Here is a 26,885-nt window from a genome sequence, read left to right as displayed (position 1 = left end):
GCTCTACTAGAGCACATACCTATTCCTAAAATCTGCTCACTCATAACCCAACAAAACTGCTCTTCACGCCTAAATATCAATTTATAATCCACATGAATATGTCGAATTAACAACCAAATTATTACTAGCTGGCATAAATTTTTTTAACACCTTTACTCTCTTTACTACGCAGATTCACGTTTCTTTACTCTATAACTTTCAGCCATATAGTGTTAAGGATATTAAACAGTGGACACAAACCTATTCTATTTATTTATAACTTTATAACCCGATCGATTATTGACCAGATGAATAATGGAAAATAGAATCCTCCTCGTTCCCAGTTAGCAAGAACGGATTAGATCGAGAATAAGATCTCAAGTAAGTTTTTAAAAGTAGCTTAGATGTAGAAAATACATATTGATATAGATGTCTCAGAATAGAATATTTTTGATTAACATGGTTTTGTCAAGCAGATGTAAAGCCCAATTATTATGCTACCAGTATATTATTTTATACAAATTAGATGCAGTTATTTCTTTATAGAAAAAAAGTCTAAAACACCCTTAATATAATGTGGGTTTAGGAAGTGACAGAATAAGGTTTACTCACTTGGTTGAATACATATTCCAACGTGTTTGAGATTTATTCCTTTCAAGAAATCCGCAATTAAGTAACTATTATTACATAAATAAAAACAACTATACGCAAATGAAGCAACAACAAGAAAGCTACACCACGCTATTAGATTTTTTTGTTGGCAATCAAACTTTATTCATATGCTTCATCTAAAGTTATGACAACATTTATTGCTAGTAAGGGAATAAAATGCTTAATTTATTGACAAAGACACAAGTCTCTATCGGAGCTATCAAGGGAAAATGACGTACCCACTTTGAATATTAGCATGATGCTTATGCATATCTATATGGGAAACTCAACTAAATTGGGTTATTTATTCACTATTACTCAAAACTAATAAACCTACTGTAGTGAAATATTAACCCCCATCTGATTAATTATTAATCAAATTAATCGTTAGTATTAGGAATACGTATATAAAACTAGTACAAAAGTTTTAGTTTAATAAATCATCCTATATATAGAATGTCATATTGTTATTCCTGCAACATATGGAATAAAGTAATATATTACAGTTTTATTAAATTATGTGGTTGGATGAGTTAAGACTGTTCAACTCAAAAATTGTGCATTATTTGTTCAATAACATTAGTTTACCGTATTTGTAACTACAATACTGAGCAGAAAATGAGCAATCATATTCCTTTTAGGAATATGTTATATCATTTGTAACTATTGACCGAAACAATATATACAAATAAAATCACCTCGCTCTTAACAATTAGATAAAGAATAAATGACAACTTGGTTCATTTATTTACTTTAAGGGCGAGATTAAATGGAACTTAATAAGAATTGAATAGCATAGAGTAAATACTCTTATGCATACAGCAGTGTAAGATAAAAACTAAACTATCGAACTACAGTGCAGCTCCATTTAACTTCGCTAAAGCTTTTTAAGCTTTAAATGTTAAAGCTGTTGCTAAAAATTTGATTAGCGGATTCATGCCAAGTGTTTGGGTTCAATTGTACTTTGGAACTGACTAAGTCTTTGCCAACTTTATTAATTGAACATTTAACACTCCTGCTACTAGTTTCTATTCTCCTGTGACACACCGTCATTCTTATTTCAGTTCTTAAATTATAAATATCGAAACATTAAAATTTAAGGTACTAAAATGCTAACTAACCTAGTAGTTAAAGCTCAAACATCTCTAGATTTCGCAAAAGATAAACTATCTAAATTCACTAAAGACGAGAACGGTGTTACTGCAATTGAATACTCAATCATTGCTGCAATTATGGGAGGCGCGATCTACGTTGGTCTGTCACAATCAGGTCTATCTAAAAATATCGCAACTGCTCTAAGCACAATTGCCTCTTATATCACAGTTTACACTGGATAATGGACAATTGGATATTCTTATGGTGGCTGTCACTAGCCACCATTTCCATATATATAGGATATCTTGATTTATTTTATAGAAAAATACCTAACTACTTATCATTACTCGTATTTTTGATTTGTATTGCGATATCAATACAAATAGGAAATTACGGAAATACTGAGTTTGTTCTGATGGTTTTTTTCTCTGGATTCATATTATTTTTGTTAAATATTATTGCAGCAGGTGACGTAAAACTGCTTAGCTCTTTTTTTATTGCTATCAGTCCGAAGTATTCATCAATGACCTTATTTATAGTTTTGGTACTTGGTGGTCTCATTGGCTTAGTTCAATTAATTGGATTGAAAATTAATAAAAAGAGCTTAAAGGAAAGCTCAGGCGTTCCTTATGGTATACCCATTTGTATTGGTTGTTTATTTGGTATTGCTGCGTCAATAATTTAGTGTAGGGCTTTATTGTGAAATCAAAAATATTATTGGCCGTTGCTGTTATTGCCGTGTTAATCGGACTATATGGCGTAGCTGGCTCGTTGGTGCATAAGCCACGATCTGAGCAAAAAGAAGACGCGAAAGTCCAAGTGTGGCGGCTTAATCAAAATGTTCATTCTGGTGAAATTATTACCCGCCGAATGTTAAGTGTTGAGCAGCTAACAAAGGTGAAAGCGAATAAATTAGGTTTTACCCAAAATGTAAACCTCACGTGGAAACAAGGCGCTGTATTCCGTCAAAACCTCGATCGCGGTAGCTACTTATCTAACGAAGACTTAGTACAACCAGATGATGCCAAATATATCGACTATGTAATTGCAGAAAACCGAGTAGCATTCCCTATCGCCATTGCGCCAAATAGCGTGGTCGGCGGTGTATTAACAAACGGCAGCAAAGTTGATGTGCTATCCATTATTGGTACGAAGAAATCTTCAAGCGGATTCGCAGGAAGTAGAAGTAAAGGTGAAGAATCTGTTTATGTAAAACCAATTTTTATTGGGGTCAAAGTGTTACAAGTAAAACAACATAAAACCAAAAGTGACATTGAAGGCTCGGATAAATCTAAAAATCAAACAATCGTTGTGCTAGAGCTAACTAGAAAACAAGCTGTGACTTTAACCGTCGCCCAGCAAGTTTCTCAAATAAAAGTAGATAAATCAGTGGGTAAATATACGGCTACTGATCTTCAAGCTGACTCTGGTGATATTTTGCCACACTTCCAAGGTGTAGCTGAATATCGCGGAGACAAGATGCAAATTAACTAGGTTTTTGTCATGTTTAAATTCGCAAAACAAATACTCGCTGTGCTAGCTCTCACATCGATATCATTTTATTCAGCTGCTCAAGGCGTGATAAATCTTGCGCAAGGAAACGCAACTACAATCAATGTAAAAGAAGACGTTTCTTCTGTTTTTATTGCGACTCCAAATGTAGCTGACTATCAGGTTATTGATAAGAAAAAAGTTGTCGTATATGGCAAGTCAATTGGTCAAACTTCAATCATGGTGTTTGGTAAGTCAGGTAATACGCTTGCAAACAGAACTGTGGTTGTAAATAAAAGCTTAATCTCTATTCAGCGATACATTGCCATCAAATTTCCAAATGTGAACGTCAACGTATTTAACGTAGACGACCAAGTGGTGTTAAGTGGTACTGTCGCGACAGAAATTGAGAAAAGAAAGATTGAAGAAATCGTTGGTAACTTGCTCAAGCGTAAAGCAAAAGAAACCGTTTATGAGTACAAGGATCCAAAAACTGGCAGCAAAGAGCCGATTGATTACATGACCAAAAAAGACTACGAAGGGATTGTAAACAACCTTGAAGTAGCGACCACAAAACAGGTCAATGTAAAGCTGTCAATTGCCGAGGTCTCTCAGTCATTTATGGAAGAGATTGGCTTCAAATATGGTAGTGCCTCAGATACCCCTGGGCAATTCATTAGTCCAATTAACGGATTTAATGCATCGAACCTTTTAGCAATTATAAACGCGAACCATGACGATACAGTCGGTAAAATTCTTGCTGAACCTAACTTGTCTGTAATTTCTGGAGAGTCAGCTAGCTTCTTGGTTGGTGGTCAGTTACCAGTAATCTACACGGTAAACAACTCTACCAGCGTCGAATATAAAGACTATGGCATTCAGCTAAACATGATGGCTAAAGTTAAAAGTGACAACAAAATTCGTTTAACTCTAGCACCAGAAGTTAGCTCGTTAGATACCACTTATGAGAATCAAACATATAGTCTACCTGCGTTAAAAACTCGTCGTGAAAAGACGACAGTAGAACTTGGTGATGGACAAAGCTTCGTACTTGGTGGCCTATTAAGTACCGAAGAAATTGAAAGCTTAAGTAAGGTGCCAATTCTAGGTGACATTCCAATTCTAGGAGCATTATTCCGGGATGCGGCAACCCAGAAAAAGAAAACAGAGCTCGTGATTGTAGCAACAGTTAACTTGGTAAAACCAATTAAACCATCGCAAGTTCAACTGCCTGAAATGCAAAAAACAACAACCTTAAGCCGTTTCTTTGGCCTTAACGATAAAAAGGGTTCGTACCCAAAAGCCAGCGAAACTAAAGCAAAAGAGCTACTGGCGACTGGAGGATTTAAACAATGATTAATTGGAAATTATTTATTCTAATCCCGTTCGTTGCCTTAGCAGGATGTGCAGATCATGTGTCGGAACGCTCTGGAAGTAACGTCGACGTATTTCCAGTGACTTACAAGTTAGCTCTGAGTAAACCGTCGCCGTTTTTAGGCAAGTTTATTGACTCGCACATGAATGTCATTTTGGAGCATGGTGTCACCCTTGAAACTTACTCATATATCGGCAAAAGTTGGGCAAAAAACGTTCGCAAAGACTTAATCAAGCGAGGCGTAAAAGCAGATTTAATTAAAATAAAGCCGGGCGTAAGTAAAGACGATGATCGCTTCGATCTATCCATATCTACCACCGATTACACGACTCAAGTTGAGATGTGCGGTTATTACGCGGTTGATAATGTTGCTGATACTTCAGAGGGTTGTTACGTAGAAAACAGCCGCTGGCAGTCAATGGTTAATCCTCAAAAAATGCTGATTAAAACATCACCAGATAAAACTGGAGAGTAAATATTATGTTTGATTTAGTCGATATCATCAAAAACCACTCTGATAGCTCAGAAGCAGAGAACCAGCATGGCATAGTGCTGTTTCATCAAACTGACGAGTGTAAAAGCTTCATTGAAGAAGCTAATCGTTTTGAAGGAATAGAGCTTCCTAAAGCAATTTCAAACAACGATAAAAATATTCAGCAATATGCGAGAGAAAACCAATCTAGTACGATCATTATTGAACTTAGTAACAGTAATGACGTAACTTCAGAAATGGAACGTATTTCTCACCTTCTACCTAACAATATCGCGGTGATTGTTATTGGTACTGAAGGCACAATTGAAACAATACGCAGTTTAAAAGCAATGGGGTTTCACTATCTTTTCTGGCCTGCTTGCCAAGAAGAGTTTGTTGAATTACTTAAAACAGTGAACGCATCAATCGATACTAACGCCTCATTAAGCTCTACTCGAAAAGCAAAAAACATTGCCGTGCTTGGAGTAAAAGGCGGCGTCGGCACATCGTTTTTTGCTACTCAGCTAGCTCGCAACTTGTCTGAGCAACACAATAGTTCATGCGTAATAGCGGATTATAATTTTACCGGTGGCAATCTAGATATCTTGTTGAATATAGATAACTTTAACAAGAGAGCAATTTCCTCTGCTGAGATCACCTCAACGCTCGATGAAACATACGCAATGAGTATGACGCAAAAGGTTAGCGATCTGCTATCTCTACTCAGTATCGAATCAGATTCTTTATCTGAATCTGAAATTAAAGAGATATTACGCACCTTTATCGGGACATTGTCATCTCAGTTTAACTTCGTTTTAGAAGACTTCTCGAATACGGTAACAAATCGAGAGCAGCTCGAGTACATTGCTGACACAGCTGATATCGTGCTCGTTGTGATGGACAAAACAGTTGCCGGTCTACGCGAAGCAAAACGTATTCTCGATACGCTTGATCAACTGAACTGTGACGCAAGACGAATCAACGTTTTGAACAACAACCGTCCAGAAAAATCAGCGACGGTTTCAGATCAAGAAATTAAATCGTTTTTGGACACAATGCCAGACGTAACATGTGCTTATGAAGCGAGCTTAAGCCATGCAATACTAAGTGATAAATCTGTACAAGATCAGAAACTTGCCATCAATGAAGCAATCGACCAACTCGCCTCATTAATTCTTGGCAAACCTTTCAAAAAGGCGACAGCCGCGAAGTTAAAGCAGTGGCTTTTGAAGGTGTCATAGTATGTACAGTAATAAGTCTATATACATCAAAATTCGCGAACAAATATTTGAAGCGTTAGACCCAGAGTCAATTAACTCTTTAACAAAAGAACAGCTACAAAATCAGCTAACTAAAGCTGTTGACCTTCTTATTGAGCGTGAAAATTATTCGGTCGCTTCAATAATTAGAGCTGAATTTGTAAAGAGCCTAGTCGATGAACTGCACGGGCTTGGCCCGCTGCAGGTGCTACTCGATGACGAGTCTATTAGCGATATCATGATCAATGGCCACGATAAAGTATTCATCGAACGCGATGGTTTGGTAGAAGAATCCTCGGTGACATTTATTGACGAGAACCAGCTACAGCATATTGCTAAGCGAATCGTGACTCGAGTCGGCCGTCGTATTGATGAATCAAACCCAACGTGTGATGCCCGCCTACCCGATGGTAGTCGTATAAATGTGGTTATCCCACCGATTGCGATTGATGGAACGCTAATATCAATACGTAAATTCAAGAAACACTCTCTTGGGTTAGACAAAATGGCAGAGTTTGGCTCAATGAGTAGTCAAATAGCTCAGGTCCTCAAGATTGCTGCACGATGCCGTTTGAATATCCTGATCTCGGGTGGTACGGGTTCAGGTAAAACAACGCTTTTAAATGCGCTTTCTCAATTTATCTCTGATAAAGAGCGTATTGTCACTATCGAAGATGCCGCTGAGCTTAAGCTGATTCAGCCTCATGTTGCCCGTTTGGAAACTCGGACGGAAGGTATTGAAGGGAATGGCGCAATCGGCCAGAGAGAATTGGTAATCAATGCCCTTCGTATGCGACCTGACCGTATTATTGTTGGTGAGTGCCGTGGTGCAGAAGCATTTGAAATGTTGCAAGCAATGAACACTGGCCACGATGGTTCAATGTCCACGCTGCACGCAAACACGCCACGTGATGCTCTCGCTCGTGTTGAATCTATGGTAATGATGGCGACAAACAACCTGCCGTTGGAAGCAATAAGACGCTCAGTAGTAAGTGCAGTCGATCTCGTTGTTCAGATCAGTCGTCTTCATGATGGTACTCGAAAGATCATGAGTATATGTGAAGTTATTGGGGTTGAAGGAAACGCATTCGTCCTAGAAGAGCTGTTCAAATTTCAGCACGGCAACCAAGTTCAAAATGGCAAAGTTGTCGGCAGCTTTATGACTTCAGGTCTACCAAGACGCTCCGTTTTATCAGAGAAAGCTAGTTTTTATGGTCTTCAAGCTCAACTGAGTGCCATATTCGGTGCGGTGGAGACAGCGTAATGTATTGGTTCATACTAATTGTTGGAGCCGTAGCTGTAATTATGCTTTTGCGCGGCAATCAGCCAAAGCATAATTACCTTAACAAAGAGCAACTCGCCAAGGCCGAAGCTTCACTCACTGAAGAGTCGCAAGCTGTCGACCTAGATGCACTATCTGAGCAAAAACTCTCCGATAGGTTTGTTAAAAACATGAAGAGTGCCTACACACAGTTAGGTAAGTTTGCAGCTCTAAAAATTGGTGTTGTTACATTACTTTGCTTCGTTTTAGCGATTTACATCGATAAGATTTTCGTATTGGGTGGCCTTGGCGATCTCATTGCTATGTTTTGCTTGCTTGAGTTTCTTTTCTTGTTTATCGGATATCTTTGGCTTAAAAAGAGAGCGTATAAAAGATTCACCGAAGCATTCCCTGAAGCACTAAACATATTAGGTAGTGCGATTAGTACCGGTGAAAGTATTGTCCATGCCATCGTATACGTCGGCAAGAACTTAGATGGTGATGTAGGGAACGAGTTTAAACGCATGGGTGAACGCCTTCTTATTGGCGAAAAACCAGAAAGCGTGTTTAAAAAATCGTGTATTCGTTTTCCGTATCCTTCGTTTTTATTTTTTGTGATTGTATTGAATGCAAATTTACGACGAGGTGGCCAACTTAAAGAAGTAATCGGCCGTCTTAATCGAATGATTTTCAACGAAAGAGCTGCTGAAAAGAAAAAGATGTCTCTAACATCCGAAGCGCGTATGTCAGTAAAAATTGTTGCTGCGGTACCATTTATTTTCTTGTTTTGCTATCAGTTTATCAGCCCAGAAAACTTTGAATTTGTAATGCATGATCCCAAAGGACATTACTTACTTTATTACCTATTAGCGAGTAACTTTATTGGTTTCGCTATTGCGTCTTGGATAATGAGGGACTAGTAATATGATGAATAATCAACTCATACTATTTTTAGCATTGTCTCTGCTTGTATTTGGTGTTTGGGGAATTATTGGCTTCTTACGCCGAAGTGCAAACCGTAAGAAAACACTCAATAAATACGCACGCAAGGAACTCGGAAATACCGAGAATGAAGAAGATGGTTTTGAAAAAATAGAGCAGTATTTACCAAAAGTATTATCCGCAAATAAAGCAGATATTGAAGACATGTTTAAGTCCGCGGGATACTATGACTTTAAATATGCTTCATTATATATGCCTGCAAAGTATATAAGCGCAGCAATTGGTATAGCATTAATTTTGTATTTTGCTTTCGATACCTGGTCAACGATCGCTTTATATCTAGCATGTGGATTCTGGGCAATTCTATGCATTTCAGTTCCAGATATGATTATTGCAGATAAAACACGCAAGCTTAAAAAGCGAATATCGGCCCAGCTGCCCTATCTACTCGATCTTCTTGCGATGTGTGTAAAGACAGGTATGACGATAGAATCGTCGCTAAGCTACTTATCGGAAGAAATGAAAGGCTTCAATAAACATTTGGCTCATGTGTTAAGTCAAACCAATACCAGAGCTCGTATAGTTGGGTTAGAAGTAGCTTTAGATGAACTATATGCTCGTGTGCCAACCAATGCAATGCGAAGCTTTACTATGACATTAAAGCAGAGTTTGCATTACGGTAGCTCGATTTATGAAGTACTCACAAATTTATCGGCAGATATAAGAGAAATTTCCCTACTCGAAACAGAGGAAAAAATGGGTAAATTGGCCTCTAAAATATCAGTGCCAATGATCATATTTCATATGTTCCCAATCGTACCTTTAGTCGTTGGGCCACCGATTATGAAGTTTTTCTCCTAACCTAATTAAATAAGTAGACAGACATGATTAAATATAAAAAACTTTTAGTATGCCTTGTCATACTAATTGCCTCAGGGTGTGCATCAACACCGCAAAAAAGCAATAACTCTACCGTTGAATCAGCATTAACGGTAACTAAAAACTATCAAGGTTTAATCAAAATTTATCGTGATGAGTTGAAGAAGGAAGATACTGATTCAACTCGCATTAAGCTGGCTCAAGCATATTTAGACTTTGGTGATCCAGCCAATGCAATGTTCGTTATCGAGCCAGTTAATAAAACCAAACCTGTTGTAGCTTCTCTAATTATTCAAGCGAAAGCTCAACTTAGGCTTGGTAAAACAGATGCCGCAATGAACACAGCTATCAAAGCAAATAAGCTAAATAACAGTGATGGTGAAGTTGAGAACTTACTAGGTGTCATCTACGCATCTAAAGGTTTGTATGCCCAATCTAGACATTATTTTGATTTAGCGCGCGCTCACTTTTACGATGAAAAGAAAGTAACAAACAACCTAGTTGTTCTCGATATATTGCAAGGTCATTATCAGCAAGCAATCGATCGCATTATGCCACTGTACAAAAGCGATCAAGCAGACCAACAGATGACAGCTAATTTAGTGTTGGCAGTAGCAAAATCTGGAAATTTGCAGTTAATGCAAAGCATTCTTGAAACCAAATACAACGATAGAGAAATTGCAGAACTGTATCTAACTCTTAAAACAACAAAAGAGGTTTCTCTAGCTCCACAATATCCTAGCAATCAGCCAAAACACACTTCTTCTGAACCAAAAACGGCTGCAACATCTAGCAGTAGCAAAGCTAAGGGTTAGGAATGAGATTGCTTAGACGCAAAATGCAGGGAACGGTCGCCATCGAATTTACGTTTGGCTTCCTCGCATTATGGTTGATTATGATGCTTTGGGTTGAGATTAGCTACATGTCTTACATCTCATCGATTAGTGATCTTATTGCAACTCAAGCAGTACGAGAAGCGAAAGTGACCGATGGAAGCACTGAATACCTTAGCGTTGTACAAAAGGTTATTGATAATAGTAGCTCTTTTTGGTCTGGGGTCATTGACGCAAAGAATTTTCGTCTCACCGTTCAGTATCTAGATAGCATGAGTGCACTTGCAAGCGTCACTGGGTCGTGCCCAATACCAGACGGACAAACATCTGCAACTTGTGGTAACCCGGTAAATAGCGATATTGCAATATATCGAGTGAACTACGAGTTTCATGCAATTTCCGATTATTTTACCTTCACTTCTGGCTTGTTTAGTCGCGAGATGATAGCTGTACAGGAATACCAACGTGATCAATTCCAATACTAAACGCAAGCAAAGCGGCGTCTACGCAATTGAGTTTGCGATCATCACATTTTTTGTATGCATGCTATTAGTGTTTAGCGAGCAGGTCCTGGTGCAAATTTCATTGAAAGGGCAACTTGATAGGCTGTCATTTTCTTTGGTAAGCCTGCTAAGAGAAAGAACACAATTATACGATAGCGATGAGACCATAAGCGTGTCGGATGCTAACACGCTTTACACCGTCGCTCAGCACTCACTCGATAGAACGCTGGCCGTCTATGATCCAAAGAGATTTGGTGCAACAGTTGAAGGATTAACCTACGACCAAAACGATAATAACTCTGTTCACGTAACGAGTTACCAGTTAGGCCAGTATAAATGTACCTCTAGCAAAAAAATTAGTGACTACCAAGATCTAACTGTCACTACAACTTGGGGTCGTAAAGCACCGCTTTACCGTGTCACCCTTTGCTACAAAGGCGTCAACTTCTACGGTTATAACTACGGTGGTGACTATAGCGACATCAGTACATCATCAATTTCTATAGGCAGATAGCAATGACGAATACTCGACACAATCAACAAGGCGTGGCCGGCATTCTATTCATTTTACTTCTGCTAGGCATGATTGGATTTTTAGCATTAGCTACTGACGGTGCTCGTGCCTTGCAAACTAGAGCCAGGCTGGATAATGCATCTGAAGTCGCTTCAATAGCTATCGCGGCACTGAATGATGACAATTCCAGTACCGATGGCAATGGTAGTGCTGTTAATCAAGCCTTGGCAACGAACTATGCCAAAGCCTATATCCCTGATATTCAAGACATAAAGGCTCTCAAAATTACTAAGCTAGACTGTAGCCAAACTGATACAGAATGCTTACAAAACTTTGTCGACGGCTACCAGTATCAGATCAATATATCGACTGATCAGTTGTCTTGGTTTTCCGGCAATTCTGAGCAACCTGGATTAGGTGCTAAATTTACCACTTCAAGTGGAGCGATCTCACAAAAAGTTGAATCGCCAGTAGATACCGTGATCGTTGCAGACTTTTCTGGTTCGATGAAAGACAGTCCATCGGAAGGCGGTGACCCGAAATACAAACAGCTCCAGCAAGTAGTGCAAGAAGTTACCGATCAATTAGCAGTGCAAAATGCGGGCTTGTCATCTGACTATCAAAACAAGATTGGGCTTGTTGTATACAACTATGCAACGCACTCCATCCCATCGGATGGCACGTCATATATAGGTATGATTCAAACTGTTGATAGTCATGGAAATCCAACAAACAATTCGAGTAATGTTGACGCAAGTAAAACAGTCGAAGGCATATTTGACGTTAAAGACAGCTCTTACGAGATTGCAAAACAAGATGCTACGTTTCACGATATGAAACTGACTACAAATTTTAATCTATTTAACAGTACCCTAGATGGATTCAAACCAAACAATGGGACATCTTCCTACCAAGGTATTATTCGCGCAGCCCAAGTATTGCAACAAGGAACACTACCAAGACGGTTAATGATTGTCATCTCTGATGGAGTGGACAACCACAAAGACGTTACCAACAAACTAGTAGATGCTGGAATGTGCTCCACGATTGTAAACACTCTCGATAGCGGTACAGCATCAGTAAATGGACAACCAATTAAAACGACTTTGGCTTTTATCGGATTCGATTACGACACAAGTACCAACCCAGCTCTTACGCAATGTGTTGGTAGCAACAACGTCTACGAAGCTAAGGACGGAGAGCAAATGGTCAATCAAATCCTAGGAATAATAAACGAGGAAACAGGTCACTTACGATGATCTGCTATGAAAATTAATTTAAGTATTAAAGTGACAACTATGAAAAAACATTATTTATTGCTACTAGTGGCTTTTACTATGCCATTAACAGCATTTGCAAAAGAAGAAATCGATAGTAACAAAGCTTTTAGTCTTTATTGCGGCTCTAAACATGGAGAGTTTAAAGAACAAATTATTGTTGGGGATGGCACAGAGCTAGAACTAAACCAAGGACCATTTTACCAAGTACAGAAGCTGGATAAAGTGTCTCCTGACAAGTATTTAATTGAGAGCATTCTGAATCAAGACTCATTTAGCCAGCAAAATATCAACAAGCAGTGTGAAGAATACTTGCTAAAAAGCATTATTTCCGAACATCAAACAGTGAATATTACCCAAAAAGGGAAAGTATTGGCACGCGTCTATTTTGCCTTTAATAAATCGAACTTAACCAACCGCTCTAAGTACGTTTTAGATCAAATGATCAAAGATATAAAACAAGAAAAGCATAAGCTAACTGTAGAGGGCAATACCGACTCAATTGGTAGCATTGCCTACAACAAGAAATTAGGGCAAAAGCGCTCAGATGCTGTAGTTAAGTATCTAGTTGCACACGGCGTTAACGCTGATCTCCTAACAGCAGAAAGCAATGGTGAATCAAAACCAATCGCAACCAATAAAACATCTGCTGGCCGACAGAAAAACCGCCGTACTGACGTCGTAACAGACTAAGTCTGTTACGCGTTAAGTTCAAAAGTTACGTAGAGTATTCATGAAGATGACACTTGTAAAACAACCAAGCAATAGCAAGGCTTTTTATGATAAAAGGCTAACCTGTTCAGATATTTTTAATCGTAGTCTTATCGATAATTTTTTAATCAAAGTTAAAAATATTAACCGAGCGAACCAAATTACATTTATCAGTTTCCTCTCGATATTGCTACTAAGTTTATGTAGCTATTCATACAATGAAGCTGTTACTCAATATCTAACCGGTCCAAGCACTTATGTAGTAGCACTAAAGGTGATGCTGTTTTTAATCGGTTTAACGTTAGGGTTCATAATCTTTGAAAAATTAGTGCCTAACATTAAAAAGCCGCTCATATTTATTTTTGTATTTATGACCCTATGGCTTTCAATGTACATATCGACAATAATTAAGGTGACCCCTTTTCAACCGGTCGATGCCTTTTTGTACCAATTAGATATGAGACTTGGTATCGATCAAAACAAGATCTTGGACTGGTTTTTCCAGTATACTTATGTCGTAAACACATTGTCAGTAGCGTATGCATCCCTAACACCACAGTTTATCGTGTTACCTTTTCTCTTGTTTTTTTTCTATAAAAAGGAAGAAGGGGAGTTATTTTTAGCTAAGTTTACTCTAGCTAATGTTATTGGAATGACGATATACTACTTCTTCCCAACTGCTTCTCCAGCTAGCGTGCTCGATCATACGCACCTGATCGAGCCTCAGATCAACCTAGCTCTGCAATTTCAGCAAATTCGCCAAGGCATTGAGCCTACAGTTGTTGGTGGCGGGCTAGTAGCTTTCCCGTCATTTCATATTATTTGGTCAACCCTGTTCACTTACACGTTCAGAAAAACCAAGTGGCTTTTCTATCCATTACTTGTGGTCAATGCACTGTTAGCTAGCGCAACGTTTTTACTAGGTTGGCACTATTTTGTCGATATCATTGGTGGCTGGGTGATCGCCGCAGCTGTGATTTACTATGTAGATGTATATCCATCGAGATCGAATAAAAAAGTGAAAGAGCCTAAATATACATAGATGTAATCCAAGAGCTAGTCATGCTGGCTTGGAGAGAGGTGCTTTGGCATAGATGGACTCTGGGTGGCTGGTAAAATTCGAACTCTGATCCGAGTACCATGATTTTATCCGCTTTCGCTTATGCGCACCTCTTTCGAAGCCTAGATCACACCCGAAACCGTTCGAAGAGTAGAGAAAGCCATTATAAAAATAGAGTATGAAAAAAATTTGGCTCGTCCATATTTATCACCAAGGTGGCCAAAAATAATTCCACCAAGTGGCCTTGCTACATAGCCAATAGCAAAAATTGACAATGTGGCAATAAGAGCTGTCATACTATCTGCATGAGGAAAAAATACTTCGGCAATATAACTCGACATAACGGCATAAACGATGAAATCATACACATCGAGCATACCACCTATATTTACCATTAATATTTTTTTAAAGTTACTATTAGATTCCATTAGATTTTCTCTTATACTGCTTTGTAAAACAATAACATAGCAATCAACCATTAGTGGAAGCAAGTAAACGTAAATACCCCATGGATAACTAAGAAGTACTTTTACAGCACTTGTACTAACACATTTACCTTGTTTGATTTATATCAAGAGAAAAAGCTCTTTTGCCGATGTTACGTCATGACTCCTATTCATTGACATAGCGAGCCACTTCTATATCATTCAAATTAGCAAATGTAGAACTTATTTATGTAGTCGAGGAACAGTTGTCAACAGTGCACACATTATCAATGATCGGAGCCACTGTTTTATAGCGTCTATAACAGCAACACTTTATAACTAAAGATTTCGCTTACGCGTCTAGGTTTATGCGCTGGATCGAGCGAGCGGAAAGCTCAAAAAACGGGTTGGGAAAACTCAAAAATATGCCACAATACACGTAAGGGTAAAATAACATTATAAATCTATTATATACCCTAAAAATCTTGACTCATAGAGGCTCAATAAAGTGAGGAAGTACCCTAAAATACTGAGGATTAACACTCTCCTTGGAAAAGACGCACATCACCTACATTAACCATGGATTTGCTTTCTCGATTTTAACGTACGTAAGTACAAAACCAAACTGCTCATAAATCCAATCAAAGAGAACATCAAAACCTTTTTAGCTAAAATAAAACTTACTATCGTTGACAGTGGCTACTTAACGACCCCATAGCTTATCCGACAGCTCAATCCCAAAATAAGGTGGTGGTCGAATTACTACGGGCATGTTGTGTCCAAGCGAACTTTTCCTAGTTTCCTTTGCAAGCCGCTACAATTTGGCGTTTTCAGGGTTATTTTTCTAGTGGCCTATGGTTTTACCCTACTGTCTCCATGGAGTTTTAATTTAATTACAAACATAAAGTTAACTCTTTAATCGTTGTTTTCTGTTCCGTTGTACTTCAAACCGGAGCACAAGCATAAACGCAAAACGCATCTAATTGCATTTTCTATAATAGATTAAATATTTTAATTATTCTTAATCTATATGAATAATTTATATTATATATTTATATAATTTTATTAATTACATTCAACAAACTAATTTAATGTTAGGTTTTATTTTATATATACGTAACATACTATGAGCAAAGTTAGACTATTTACTTTAAGTTAATGTAACCTTCCCCCCTTTTTATACATCAATCATGTCTGTTCTTATTTGTACTTAGTTTGTGTTTCATATATAGCTACTGGATGTATATACCAATATATTCCAAGTAAGAATAATTAAAATATTAAATGTTATACATATTGAATAACTCCAAGCAAGTCTATAATTTATTTGAATATTCTTAATGAAAAAATATAAATTTTGGGACTTTTTATTTTTAATAATTTTTTGTTAATTGCGTAATCACTAATAGATTAAGGAGTAATTTATGCCGAAAAAGACGAAACTTAGCTGTATGGCTATGACTTGGAACCAAGCAGGACAACACATATCAGACAAGACCATAAATTATTTTATAAAAAAAATATTCGAAAATAACTGCCCTGATTTGTTGTTTTTTTCTCAGCAGGAAGCAGTTAGATCGTCACAAGGGAACTTATACGCAGCACAAAGAATTGCTAAGTCAATTAAGTTTCGAGTACAGAATCCAGCACAATTGTCTAGCGCAGCAAATAATAATCAGGGAAACGCATTAGGTACTCCAGTGTCTTATGATACGTTAGTCGCTGAAGCTTTTGGTGGTTATGCAGGCGCGAAACCAAAAGACTTTTTGACCTTAAGCGCCAAATCAAATAATTGTACGCTGCATATTTTTTGTCGGTCTGATCTACGGAAATTTTTGCGGGTTAAAACTTTAGCAGCCGACACAAAAAGACACTTCGCTACCCGCAACGTTAATGGTGTAAAAACGTTAAATAAACTTGGGAATGGTTCTAATATGGGTAAAGGGGGATGCGTTGCAACTATAGAAATAGATGGCTTGCGTATCGATACTATAAGTGCTCATTTAGATTCAAAAAGTGCGGTTAGCAGGCAAAATGAGATTGAATATCTATTAAAATCAATAGGGTTTACTAGCCACAATCCGGTTTTATTTATGGGAGACTTAAATGAACGTCTAACAAAATCAGATGTATCCAATTTCGATGAATTGAAGACTTTTGGAGCCCATATCGAGAATGGTACCGACAGCCCATTTGAAACAAGTCATAGTAATCTGAGTGAACGATATTATCTAGAGAAATATGACCCTTTAAGTAATGGACAGGTCAAAGCCTTTCAAAAGGCGGGCATTAAATTTGAGTGCCTCCCAAACTATACATACAGAAAAATAAAAGATAACCATATTAAAGCCAATAAGAAAAGGCTGCTCCCCGATGTTGGGGGACTAGATAACATTGGTTTTTATGATGATACTCAATACAATGTTAGGTTTGATTCAAAAGAATTAACCGTCGTCGACGAACACAATGCTCCTGAAAGTGATCATAGACCCGTAATAAAATTCTTCGATATTAATCTTGATATTAATAAGTTTCAGCCTAAGGTAGAACCTTTAGAGGGACCCAGTCTTTATTGGGATTAGGTGTGATAATTTAATTATTTTTATTGGAATGGCTCAAAAACAGCGGTTTTTACTGATCATTACACACGCCTATCTCTAACTGATTAGGGAATATCGACTGCTGTCTTTTTGAACTGAATTAGTCAACCATATCGAGTCGCTTGAAGCACTTAAGTCCTAGTATATACAACCATCTTGGACGAGTTGCTGTGCCAGAACTTCAGCTGGAAATTTGCCTTGGAGATAGGCATGCTGACTGCGACGGAAGACCTAGTAATTCTAATAAAAGCGAATAGAATCTAGGCTCATCTGGGTGACCTGTTTATCCGTATAAAGATACAGGAGTAGCCGGCTATTGACTTCGTTTATGCACACCTCTTTCAAAGTCCAGGCCACACCCGATAGTGTTCAGTTGATTAGAATCATACCGTTAATTCAACCTTAAGAATGCGTTAAATTAACGCTTTAACGCATTTTTTATAACTAAAAGCGACTTTATCCACGCACTAAATTTGAAAATTAGACAATACTGCTTCTTCAATATCGTACTTGTTCTCGATTGCAGCTTGTATCGCATGCGATACTCCTTTGACCGACGTCTCTAACGACATACTTGGTGCCCCTAAATTATGTTCTAATGCTGCGACACTCGGTAAGTGTGGCAGATGTAGCCAACCTGCTTTAACTGACAATTTATTTGTAGCGATATGATGCAGCACGCCATACATTAAATGGTTGCAACAAAATGTTCCTGCGGTATCGGAAATATCCGCGGGAATCCCCTGCTCTCTCATTACTTTTGTCATTGCGCGAATAGGAAGTGTGGAATAGTACGCGACTGGGCCATCAGGCTCGGTCATTTGCCCTTGAAATGAAAGACCTTTGTTATCTATTAACTGATAGCGAGTTGAATCATTTAAATTATGCGCAATTCGCTCAACAGTTATCATCGCACGACCTCCAAATTCCCCTAGCATTACAACCCAGTCTGGATTTATCTCCTCGACCGCGCTTTTTACGCAAGTGATACAGTCATAAAATGAGTTGGGTACAATTCGAGATACAACTTCTACACCACAAATTTGGGTGCCATCTAACTCTTTTGCCACCAGCTCTGCAGGGTTAATTGGGGTATTACCAAAAGCTTCAAACCCAGTTAATAAAACTTTTTTCATTTTTGTTCCCACCAAGATCAAGCTGCATTAAACAGTGTATAAAAATCATACACTAATACAGCTTATTTGAATGCTGAAAAATTTCTATTCAAGCTCCATTTTCTATCCAAATCCTAAATGTATTCGACAACTCATTCCTTACCCTGCTAGTTAAGAATTTGGATAAAAGAATATACATGCCTCATATTTTACCATTTGCTAATAATGTACATATCTCAGCAAAATAACTATATAAATCGAATTTCAATGGTAAATATCAGCCAAAACTGGTTAACCAAATATTGGTTATGTGAACACAATCGCCTATAAAAAATACCTCCGTGATATAAGAAGCGCATTCATGAACAAAAGGAGTTATTAAAATGAATGCGATTAGTAAGTCCTTGTTATTAGCGAATATGACGCTGATATCAGGCTATGCAAGCGCCACCACTCAAGTTCAAGTAGATTTAAATGTAAAACACGTTGTTGGTGGAATTTCTGATTTTGACCGTAGTAAATATATCGTAGCTCACTCGATGATCACTTCGAATGATTGGGTTGGTGAACAAGATAAACTCGATTATTTGTTCAATGATCTCGATATTTATTTTGGTCGGGACAATGGCTCAATGCCGTATTACGCAACTCAAGTCGAAGAAGATCCCAACAGGCCCGGCTATGCGGATGCGTCAAAACTTGAAGCAATAGGAAAATACTATCGCGAGCAATATTACGGTCAAGAGCTAGCGGGTCAACACCATTATGAAGATCGTTTTAACGTCATGATTGGTGGCCAACTCAATCAGTTTTGGATCGGAAACCATACTGGAAAAGGTGGCTGGTCTTTCAAAAATACCGATGCTGTGGGTGAGTTCATGGGACGGTATTTGAATGACTTCTATCGAAACGACAACCAAGACGCGAGTCAAGGGCCTAAACGTCCAAAATACCTAGAAATATTGAATGAACCTTTGTATGAAATCGTCGATGTTGAACACGGAAAACCTATTGACGTATTTACTTATCACAATGAAGTTGCCACCTCGATTCGAAAATATAACAAGGATGTCATGATTGGCGGTTATACCGCAGCTTTTCCTTGGTTCGACGATAATAATTTCTCAGATTGGGACGAACGCATGAAACTATTCATCGACACGAGCGGTGAATACATGGACTTTTTCTCAATCCACTTATATGACTTTGGCTATTTGAGCCGAGACGGTGGCGTTGCCAATTATCGGGGAGGACGGATTGAAGCGACCATGGACATGATGGAGCAATACGAAAAGTTAAAACTTGGTAAAGTGAAACCATTCATGATCTCAGAATACGGTGGCCGCGATCATCAAACCGAACAAAACGTCTGGTCAGCTAAAAATGATTGGCAAACCATGAAGTCATTCAGTCCAATGATGATGCAATTTATGGCGAAACCAAATCAAATTCTCAAGGCAATCCCATTTAGTCTTATGAAAGCAGAATGGTCTGGTGATGAAGGAAGAAATTATCCTTGGCGTTTAATGCGTCACAACGATGAGAAAGCAGGTGAACAAGGTAGCCAATATATTTTCAGCGATATCATCAAGTTCTACCAACTTTGGGCGGATGTTAACGGCACTCGTGTAATCTCCTACTCCGACCAGCCTGATGTGATGGTCGATAGCTACGTTGATGATAAAAAGGCTTATGTCATCCTCAGCAATCTGGTGACTAACACTGCTGATGTTGCTATTAACCTTACTGATACACAAAACGCATCGCCACAAAGTATCAAAATGAAACAACTTCACTTTGCCAATGGTGAACCAACATTGACTGAGACTCAGCTTTCATCCATGCCAGAGTCTATAAAGATTGATTCGGAAGCAACGGTCATCCTTGAGTACACATTCTCACAAGAACTCAACATCAATGAGACGGCTACAGAAAGCAAGTACTACGCGAACAGCTATCTAAAACCAATTAAGAAAGACACGGCTATTAATTTCGAGATTGACGACGTGAAGACCAGCCAATACGGCGAAGCGACGCTGCGCCTGAGCTTTGGTCGACAACATGGCCTTTCCCTCAAGCCAATTGTTAAGATCAATGGTACTCAGGTTGAAGTGCCGAATGATTTCGCAGGCGACGACCAGGACTATCGTCCACAGTTCTTTAGTATGCTGGCTATAAAAATACCATACCAACTACTAAGTGGAGATAACGACATCTCTGTCACTTTCCCTGATGACGGTGGGTTCGTAACCACAGCAACACTTAAGACGGTTGATTTTTCTTCAGATATTGGTAAAAACACCTTAGCTAAAATTCAATAGTCCAACCTTTAGGCAAAGAGGGAAACCTCTTTGCCTACCTCTTTATTTAACGAAGTATGCCTTTCTAGATCCAACTTACATTCGAGTTTCATTTGTCCACAATATCGCAGCTGCGTGATAAAACTGGTAAACCAGATAATAGATACTGTGATCTAGCATAAGCTCTGTTTGCTTACCTATAGACTTAACCGGCGACAGATACAAAATTGGGGCACTTACAATATTAGAGCACTCGCATGAAACCTGTTCTTGAAACTATTCCAAATAGCGATCAACAATCTTTCTACCTTGGTCACTATGAACAGAGCAACTTTAGCTTTCCTTGGCATTATCACCCTCAATGGGAGCTTACCTACATAGTTAAAGGCTCCGGAATTGCCTATATACACAATTCTATTCGCGAATTTAGCGCAGGAGAAGTCGTACTTGTCGCGCCAAATACACCACATTGCTGGAAAAGCGAGACAGAAAAAGAAGACAAGGTAAAGTCAACCTACATACAATGGGACAATAGCTACCTAGGCGAAATGTGGTTAAACAAACCTGAATTTCGCTCCCTAAAAAACATGTTTGACCAATGTAGCTCAGCACTGAGCTTCCAACTACCAAAAACAAATGACATTGCCAGAAGAATAGAAAGACTACGTTTTTTAAACCCATTTAAAAGGCTTTGGGAATTCACGGACTTACTTTACGAACTAAGTCTTGTTGAGAAAAAAGCATTGGGTTACTGGAATAGGATTACACCAGATTTGGATAAATCTGGTCGAATTGAAAAGGTGCTAGGTTACGTACATCAGCATTATGGAAAGCCGATTAGTGCTGAGGATATGGCTAACATAACCAGTATGACTCAAGTATCCTTTTCCAAATATTTCTCACGAACCTTTGGCAAGCCGTTCACTAAATTCTTAAATGAATTTCGTGTCAGCAAGGCATGCAGCCTCCTTATCTCCAGTAATAAAACCGTTGATGAAGTTGCCTATCTTTGCGGATATCAAAACATGTCTTTTTTTCATCGCCAATTCAAGTCGATAACCACAAAAACGCCACTTCAGTATAAGCAAGACTATATGCCAAACTAAACGCGATTAGAGTTTCCGTCTTTACTAGCCAAAAAGTCAAAAGCCTTTGAAAAAACCACCATCAAGTAATAGGTTTTGCCCGCTCATATGGTTTGACAACGGACCAAGCAAAGATATGACGGCTTCGGCAACATCTTCCACTGATGCATATTTTTTAAGAGGAATATTTGCAACCTCATCCACCATTAATTGATCGTAGGAAATACCGAGCTGTTCAGCCTTAGCCTTTAGCTTGCTGATATAGGAATCGGTCATCACCCCGCCCAAAGAAAGTGTATTGATGGATATCCCTTGCTCACCTAACGCTAACGCCATTGTCTTAGCTTGTCCTAGCCAAGCGCTTCTCAAGCAATTATTTGTCGCGTAATGACTTAATGCCGATTTAGAGCTTAGACCGGATATCAGGACAACCTTTGAGCCCCTTTGCAAAACTTGTTGTTCAACGAGCCCTTTAATCAAACTTAAAGGCTGAATGAAATATTCATTAAACAAAGCTCGCCAATCCTGCTCGGTAGGAAACACCTCATTTGAAGGCAGAATGCGCGGTATGATAAATACCAAGTTATCTACCTGCCCTGCTTGCGCTACCTGCTTAACACAATGCTCGACACTGCTTGAATCGAAAAAGTCCAACGGATAAATCTCAGGAGAAATACTCCACTCGCAAGATAACTTCTTCAACTTATCTAAATTTCTCGATGCTAAAAGGACTTTCTCTTTTTTGGACATTCGCTTCGCAATTTCTGCTCCAATTTCGCTATTAGCGCAAGTGATCAATGTTCGTTTCATTGTCATCCTTTTGTTATCAATTTCACCTAGCATTGCAAGACAATGGCGAGCAAGTGTACTATTTGCTCTGAGTCCGCCTACAGTGAAAATAAAGATTTCTATTCTATGCAAATTACTCAACAAACTACTGCAGAAGTGGAAACAAATACAGCGATAAGTCGCGGTTTTTGGGTTTCGACTTACGTCTGGCTTTCGATACTTGGTTCGGTACTCATCATAGGTTTATGTATCGAGGCAACACCTATCTCTCAATGGATTCATAACCAAGTCGTTATTGCGGTACAAGTCATCGAGCAAATGATGGGAACTCTTTTACCTACTTTGGAAATGTATGGCGTTAAGCCGGCTGAGCTCACTCAACAACTGCATACGATAGAAACCACTTCGTATACCCTTTCAGATGGATTGCTAGTGGCTTACAGCCTGATTTCTGCTGTCAATATTGTTGGCTGTTTAGGCATCTGGTACTGGAAAAAGTGGGGCGTCTTCATCACTTATTTAAGTATGGTACTGGCGTTTTTAACCAACTACTACACAGGCTTTAGCTTCACAAGCTTTTTGTTTAACCTAGCCAACGCTTACGCGCTATATGCCATTGCACGTCACTACTGGCAACAATACTCGTAGCCAGCGGCGATATGTTAAACAAAACCGCTAATGTTTGAGTTTAGAGAGCATGGGAGCTGAAAAAGTAGCATTCTTACTTCTCTTCTCTCCTTCAATTACCTTCGCTGTTCCCTCTACAAACTGTAAGTCAGCCAGTAAGCCGGGAAGATCTCCCTGATATTCGTTCAGAGCACGTATATTTTGAAAATTCGGACTATCGTCGCCGACGCGGTTGTCAAAGTGGATCAGTTTACCCTCAATAGAAAGAGAGCCCGAAACAGCAACGTCCAAAGAAGATGTAAGTTGCAAAAATTGTTCTAGTGCTAGCTCCAAAGCAAATTTATCTTTGGTTCTCATACCTAACTCCTAAATCAGTGCAATGAAAATTTTCATTCCAACTCAACGATTTACTCTTGGCATAAAATCAAATTGACAGCTATTACAGACAATTACAAGCGTAGTAACTCTCAATTTTTAAAAAGCTGGTAATCAACCAGATTAAGTATAATTAATATTATCAATAAACAATGGCACAATTTTGAATGAACGTCATAGTGTCAAGCTCTCTCTGACAAAGCTCTGACATTGCTACTATCAGATACGGTGCAAAAAAAACCCCACCTTATTAGGCAGGGCTTAATGTTTGCTATTGAAACTGTAACTTAGAACATAAAGTTAAATACAGCCTGAGCAAAGATACCGAACGCTAGTGTGCCGATTGCACAAATTGCGATAACTAGAGCTGGGCCAAATGCTGTTGGCTCGGCAATAACAGTACCATCATTGTTAATGGCAACATTCACAGAATCTTCTTCTGTAGACTCTTGCTTAGCAAAGAGGGCCAGTAGGATTCTTAGGTAGTAGAAAATTGATACCGCTGAACCTACGACTGCAAGCAATACAAAACCTAGGTGGCCATTTGCAAGAACATCTGAGAACAGGAAGAACTTCGCAAAGAAGCCGGCTGTAGGTGGAATACCTGCTAGAGATAGCACAGAGATTGCCATAGCAACACCTGCTAGGGGGAAACGACGGCCTAGGCCACGGTATCCATCTAAGTCGCCAGTTGGGTTGTATTTACCTAGCATCGTGATAACCGCGAACGCTACCATGTTCATAATCGCATAGCTAAAGCCATAGTACGCTGCCGCACGAACAGAGTGGTGCATTGAAATAGCGTCGTTTGGAACAATACTCGCTAGCGCCATCATCACATAACCGAACTGAGCAACAGATGAGTATGCCAGAATGCGCTTGGCGTTCTTTTGACGTAATGCCAGCAAGTTACCAAATACGATGCTTAGGAAAACAAGTGCCCATAGAACGCTTTCTAGGTGATACCACACAGGCGCAATTTGTACTGCAAAGCTGATTAAGAAAGTCAGCATGGCAATTTTTGCGATACTACCGATAAACGCCATAACAGGTGCAGGAGATGCTTGGAATACATCGGCTAACCATGTATGGAACGGTGCAAGAGCCAATTCAAACGCAACACCAACTAGCAAGAAGATAATACCCATGATAGCGATAAGTGGGATAGCGTGAGCCGTTCCGAGCGCTTCTGGGATTTGATCAATTACGAGTGTACCAGTGCCGAAGTAGATAAGCGCGATGCCGAACATAAAGAACGCTGCAGCAACTGTTGCTGTGATTGCATACTTAATCGCACCTTCGACCGCACCTTTGCGGCGAGGGTTCCATGCAACAAGAGCAAACATTGGAATCGCAACTGTTTCCATACCGATAAACGCTGCAAGCAGGTTTACAGAAGAAACCAACAAGAACGTACCAAGTACAGCAATCAACACTAGCCCGTAGAACTCTTCGTCTACATGCTTGTTCAGCGCTGGATAGTTCTGCGCAAGTAAGATAGTCGCTAAACCACCCGCTGCAAACAGCTCAAACGCAACCAAAACGAAATGGTTTATCTGGACAAAGTTTTCAATACGATGGTCACTGCCAAACAGGGTTCCAACTTGGAACATTGTCGCCAGCAAAACAACGATAGAACCAATGTAAGGGACTTGGTTGTTCTTTTTGCCCGGTAATACACCGAGCAATAGAACGATTAGCGCACCAATACCAACGAAAGCATATGGCATCACATAAGTTAAATCATGGAGTGACATACATTACCCCTTTAATAATTGCGTGAGTAATTTCGACAGGCTTAGCGTTAACTAAATCTGATGTTGAGTGCGCCATAAGCTGCAATAGGTAGTTTGGATCTAAACCCACCCAGAAAATACCGATTACTAGAACTGCAGCAATCATTTTCTCGCGAGCAGATAAGTCTAGAATGTCACGTGACTGGTTCTCTTCAGAGATAGGACCAAGCATTGAACGGCCGTAAGCTTTTAGGAAGTAAACCACACCCAATAGAATTGAGAATGCCGCGACACTTGCCCAAAGTGGTGAAGTGCTAAAGCTACCCACTAGAAGTAGGATTTCACCAGCAAAGTTTGCAAGACCCGGTACACCAACACTTGCTACCATCAAGAAGACAAGGAAAACACCGATTCCTGGGATAACTTTGTATAGGCCACCCATTTTCTTCATGTCGCCTTCGTAGCCGCGAGATTGCAGCATACCAACTACAGCGAATAGGCCAGCAACTGACAGGCCGTGTGCTACTAACTGTAGAACTGCACCGTTAAGTGCTTGTAGCTGCCAAGCAAAGATTGCAAGAACAACAAGGTTCATGTGGCTCACACTCGAGTAAGCAATCACGTTGCGGATATCACTTTGTCTAAACGCTAAGAATGCGCCGTAAAGTGTGCCGATTGCGCCTAACGCCATGCCGATATCAGCGAACTGATGCATTGGACTTGGGAAGATAGCTAAGCAGAAACGTAAGATACCGTAAGCACCGACGTTCGCCATTACACCAGAAAGCAACATTGTTACTGCTGGGTTACCTTCACGGTAAGTATCTGGTGCCCAGAAATGGAATGGGAAACCCGGCACCTTGATTAAGAATGCAATCAAGAAGCCCGCTAATACATACTTCGATAAAGTGCCTGCCATTGGGTGGCTTGCTAAGTAGAAGTAGTCAAATGTCATGTGGCCAGTCACATTCATATTCACGATGTATAGAATGATCAGCGACACCAACATTAATAGTGAGCCAGTGATGGTCACAATCATAAACTTAAGCGCAGCTTTCTTCGTGCCTGCCGAGCCCCAGAAGCTCAACATGAAGTAGATTGGGATTAGCATTAGTTCCCAGAACACGTAGAACAGTAGTAGATCAAGCGCTAAAAATGCACCGATGATACCACTCAACGTTGCTAACATAAGTGGACCAAATGCGTTCCAGCGGTCAATCTGCTTCCAGCCTGTCATAATGGAAACTAAGAACAGTGCACAGCTAAGGCCAATCAAGCTTAAGCTAATGCCGTCTATGCTGAGCAGATATTGGACCCCAAAATCAGGGATCCAGTCTAGGCGCTCGGTCATAGAGAAGCCATGTACATGGCCAGAGGTAAAGATCCACGCCACCATCAAACATTCGATGACGACCGCAGAAAGCGTCAGTGAGCGAGCTAGCTCAGGTTGTTTACGACAACCTAGCCATATCAGCACTGCTGCGATAAGCGGGAAAAAAATCAATAAACTAAGCATAAATAAACCTTATTG

General features: G+C 39.4%; 26 protein-coding genes. 20 read left to right on the top strand and 6 right to left on the bottom strand.

Annotated features, from left to right (window positions below):
- Window positions 1-1,739: 1,739 nt before the first annotated feature.
- From ACM2FC_RS09285 to ACM2FC_RS09215, 15 genes are read left to right on the top strand one after another with little or no spacing between them, the layout of a single operon-like run.
- Entirely contained in the window at window positions 1,740-1,967 is a 228-nt protein-coding gene (locus ACM2FC_RS09285) for a Flp family type IVb pilin (RefSeq protein WP_498480628.1), read from the top strand.
- Entirely contained in the window at window positions 1,967-2,410 is a 444-nt protein-coding gene (locus ACM2FC_RS09280) for an A24 family peptidase (protein ID WP_498480627.1), read from the top strand. Before ACM2FC_RS09285 ends, ACM2FC_RS09280 begins: the two co-directional genes overlap by 1 nt.
- A gap of 14 nt (window positions 2,411-2,424) precedes the next feature.
- Window positions 2,425-3,219: a Flp pilus assembly protein CpaB gene (cpaB, locus tag ACM2FC_RS09275; RefSeq protein ID WP_498480626.1), complete on the top strand. Its 795-nt coding sequence runs from the start codon at window positions 2,425-2,427 to the stop codon at window positions 3,217-3,219.
- A 9-nt stretch (window positions 3,220-3,228) separates the two neighbouring features.
- On the top strand, window positions 3,229-4,572 hold the full coding sequence (locus ACM2FC_RS09270; protein ID WP_498480625.1) for a type II and III secretion system protein family protein: 1,344 nt from the start codon (window positions 3,229-3,231) through the stop codon (window positions 4,570-4,572).
- Entirely contained in the window at window positions 4,569-5,066 is a 498-nt protein-coding gene (locus ACM2FC_RS09265) for a hypothetical protein (protein WP_498480624.1), read from the top strand. Before ACM2FC_RS09270 ends, ACM2FC_RS09265 begins: the two co-directional genes overlap by 4 nt.
- A gap of 5 nt (window positions 5,067-5,071) precedes the next feature.
- Window positions 5,072-6,304 carry a CpaE/TadZ family protein gene (locus tag ACM2FC_RS09260; RefSeq protein WP_498480623.1) on the top strand — a complete coding sequence of 411 codons (1,233 nt, stop codon included), beginning with the start codon at window positions 5,072-5,074 and terminating at the stop codon, window positions 6,302-6,304.
- A gap of 1 nt (window position 6,305) precedes the next feature.
- Complete coding sequence (locus ACM2FC_RS09255; RefSeq protein WP_498480622.1) at window positions 6,306-7,586, top strand: TadA family conjugal transfer-associated ATPase; 1,281 nt, start codon at window positions 6,306-6,308, stop codon at window positions 7,584-7,586.
- Window positions 7,586-8,503 (top strand): type II secretion system F family protein, encoded by a 918-nt coding sequence (locus tag ACM2FC_RS09250; RefSeq protein ID WP_498480621.1) that lies wholly within the window; start codon window positions 7,586-7,588, stop codon window positions 8,501-8,503. Before ACM2FC_RS09255 ends, ACM2FC_RS09250 begins: the two co-directional genes overlap by 1 nt.
- A 4-nt stretch (window positions 8,504-8,507) precedes the next feature.
- Window positions 8,508-9,386: a type II secretion system F family protein gene (locus ACM2FC_RS09245; RefSeq protein ID WP_498480620.1), complete on the top strand. Its 879-nt coding sequence runs from the start codon at window positions 8,508-8,510 to the stop codon at window positions 9,384-9,386.
- A 23-nt stretch (window positions 9,387-9,409) separates the two neighbouring features.
- Complete coding sequence (locus tag ACM2FC_RS09240; RefSeq protein WP_498480619.1) at window positions 9,410-10,219, top strand: tetratricopeptide repeat protein; 810 nt, start codon at window positions 9,410-9,412, stop codon at window positions 10,217-10,219.
- A gap of 2 nt (window positions 10,220-10,221) precedes the next feature.
- Window positions 10,222-10,722: a pilus assembly protein gene (locus ACM2FC_RS09235; protein WP_498480618.1), complete on the top strand. Its 501-nt coding sequence runs from the start codon at window positions 10,222-10,224 to the stop codon at window positions 10,720-10,722.
- Window positions 10,703-11,254 (top strand): tight adherence pilus pseudopilin TadF, encoded by a 552-nt coding sequence (gene tadF, locus ACM2FC_RS09230; protein WP_498480617.1) that lies wholly within the window; start codon window positions 10,703-10,705, stop codon window positions 11,252-11,254. The genes ACM2FC_RS09235 and tadF overlap by 20 nt, the downstream gene beginning before the upstream one ends.
- A gap of 2 nt (window positions 11,255-11,256) precedes the next feature.
- Window positions 11,257-12,513, top strand: coding sequence for a TadE/TadG family type IV pilus assembly protein (locus ACM2FC_RS09225; RefSeq protein ID WP_498480616.1), 1,257 nt, complete (start codon window positions 11,257-11,259; stop codon window positions 12,511-12,513).
- A gap of 39 nt (window positions 12,514-12,552) precedes the next feature.
- Window positions 12,553-13,224 (top strand): OmpA family protein, encoded by a 672-nt coding sequence (locus ACM2FC_RS09220; RefSeq protein ID WP_498480615.1) that lies wholly within the window; start codon window positions 12,553-12,555, stop codon window positions 13,222-13,224.
- Between the two features lie 40 nt (window positions 13,225-13,264).
- On the top strand, window positions 13,265-14,284 hold the full coding sequence (locus ACM2FC_RS09215; RefSeq protein ID WP_498480614.1) for a phosphatase PAP2 family protein: 1,020 nt from the start codon (window positions 13,265-13,267) through the stop codon (window positions 14,282-14,284).
- A gap of 140 nt (window positions 14,285-14,424) precedes the next feature.
- Here ACM2FC_RS09215 and ACM2FC_RS09210 read toward each other — a convergent pair whose 3' ends face one another.
- Window positions 14,425-14,730, bottom strand: a complete 306-nt coding sequence (locus ACM2FC_RS09210; RefSeq protein WP_498480613.1) for an MFS transporter — start codon at window positions 14,728-14,730, stop codon at window positions 14,425-14,427.
- A gap of 718 nt (window positions 14,731-15,448) precedes the next feature.
- Between ACM2FC_RS09210 and ACM2FC_RS09205 the strand changes: the two genes are divergently transcribed.
- On the top strand, window positions 15,449-15,646 hold the full coding sequence (locus tag ACM2FC_RS09205) for a group II intron maturase-specific domain-containing protein (protein ID WP_498480788.1): 198 nt from the start codon (window positions 15,449-15,451) through the stop codon (window positions 15,644-15,646).
- A 505-nt stretch (window positions 15,647-16,151) separates the two neighbouring features.
- Window positions 16,152-17,309 (top strand): hypothetical protein, encoded by a 1,158-nt coding sequence (locus tag ACM2FC_RS09200; protein ID WP_498480612.1) that lies wholly within the window; start codon window positions 16,152-16,154, stop codon window positions 17,307-17,309.
- Between the two features lie 485 nt (window positions 17,310-17,794).
- Here the strand turns inward: ACM2FC_RS09200 and pcp are convergent, their stop codons facing one another.
- Window positions 17,795-18,463: a pyroglutamyl-peptidase I gene (gene pcp / locus ACM2FC_RS09195; RefSeq protein WP_498480611.1), complete on the bottom strand. Its 669-nt coding sequence runs from the start codon at window positions 18,461-18,463 to the stop codon at window positions 17,795-17,797.
- 362 nt (window positions 18,464-18,825) lie between these two features.
- Here pcp and ACM2FC_RS09190 point away from each other — a divergent pair, with 362 nt between their 5' ends.
- Entirely contained in the window at window positions 18,826-20,763 is a 1,938-nt protein-coding gene (locus ACM2FC_RS09190; protein WP_498480610.1) for a hypothetical protein, read from the top strand.
- Between the two features lie 236 nt (window positions 20,764-20,999).
- Window positions 21,000-21,848 carry an AraC family transcriptional regulator gene (locus tag ACM2FC_RS09185; RefSeq protein ID WP_498480609.1) on the top strand — a complete coding sequence of 283 codons (849 nt, stop codon included), beginning with the start codon at window positions 21,000-21,002 and terminating at the stop codon, window positions 21,846-21,848.
- A gap of 36 nt (window positions 21,849-21,884) precedes the next feature.
- Here the strand turns inward: ACM2FC_RS09185 and ACM2FC_RS09180 are convergent, their stop codons facing one another.
- A complete protein-coding gene (locus ACM2FC_RS09180) occupies window positions 21,885-22,637 on the bottom strand; it encodes an SDR family oxidoreductase (RefSeq protein WP_498480608.1) in 753 nt (250 codons plus the stop codon).
- Between the two features lie 42 nt (window positions 22,638-22,679).
- Between ACM2FC_RS09180 and ACM2FC_RS09175 the strand changes: the two genes are divergently transcribed.
- Window positions 22,680-23,264, top strand: a complete 585-nt coding sequence (locus tag ACM2FC_RS09175; RefSeq protein ID WP_498480607.1) for a hypothetical protein — start codon at window positions 22,680-22,682, stop codon at window positions 23,262-23,264.
- Between the two features lie 27 nt (window positions 23,265-23,291).
- Here ACM2FC_RS09175 and ACM2FC_RS09170 read toward each other — a convergent pair whose 3' ends face one another.
- The 3 genes from ACM2FC_RS09170 to ACM2FC_RS09160 all read right to left on the bottom strand — a co-directional run bounded on the left by ACM2FC_RS09170 (window position 23,292) and on the right by ACM2FC_RS09160 (window position 26,870).
- On the bottom strand, window positions 23,292-23,600 hold the full coding sequence (locus ACM2FC_RS09170; protein ID WP_498480606.1) for a hypothetical protein: 309 nt from the start codon (window positions 23,598-23,600) through the stop codon (window positions 23,292-23,294).
- Between the two features lie 305 nt (window positions 23,601-23,905).
- A complete protein-coding gene (locus ACM2FC_RS09165) occupies window positions 23,906-25,375 on the bottom strand; it encodes an NADH-quinone oxidoreductase subunit N (protein WP_498480605.1) in 1,470 nt (489 codons plus the stop codon).
- Complete coding sequence (locus ACM2FC_RS09160) at window positions 25,362-26,870, bottom strand: complex I subunit 4 family protein (RefSeq protein WP_498480604.1); 1,509 nt, start codon at window positions 26,868-26,870, stop codon at window positions 25,362-25,364. The genes ACM2FC_RS09165 and ACM2FC_RS09160 overlap by 14 nt, the downstream gene beginning before the upstream one ends.
- Window positions 26,871-26,885 lie beyond the last annotated feature (15 nt).

Source organism: Vibrio sp. A37 (assembly GCF_059777565.1).
This window is presented reverse-complemented; position numbering and strand designations above follow the sequence as displayed.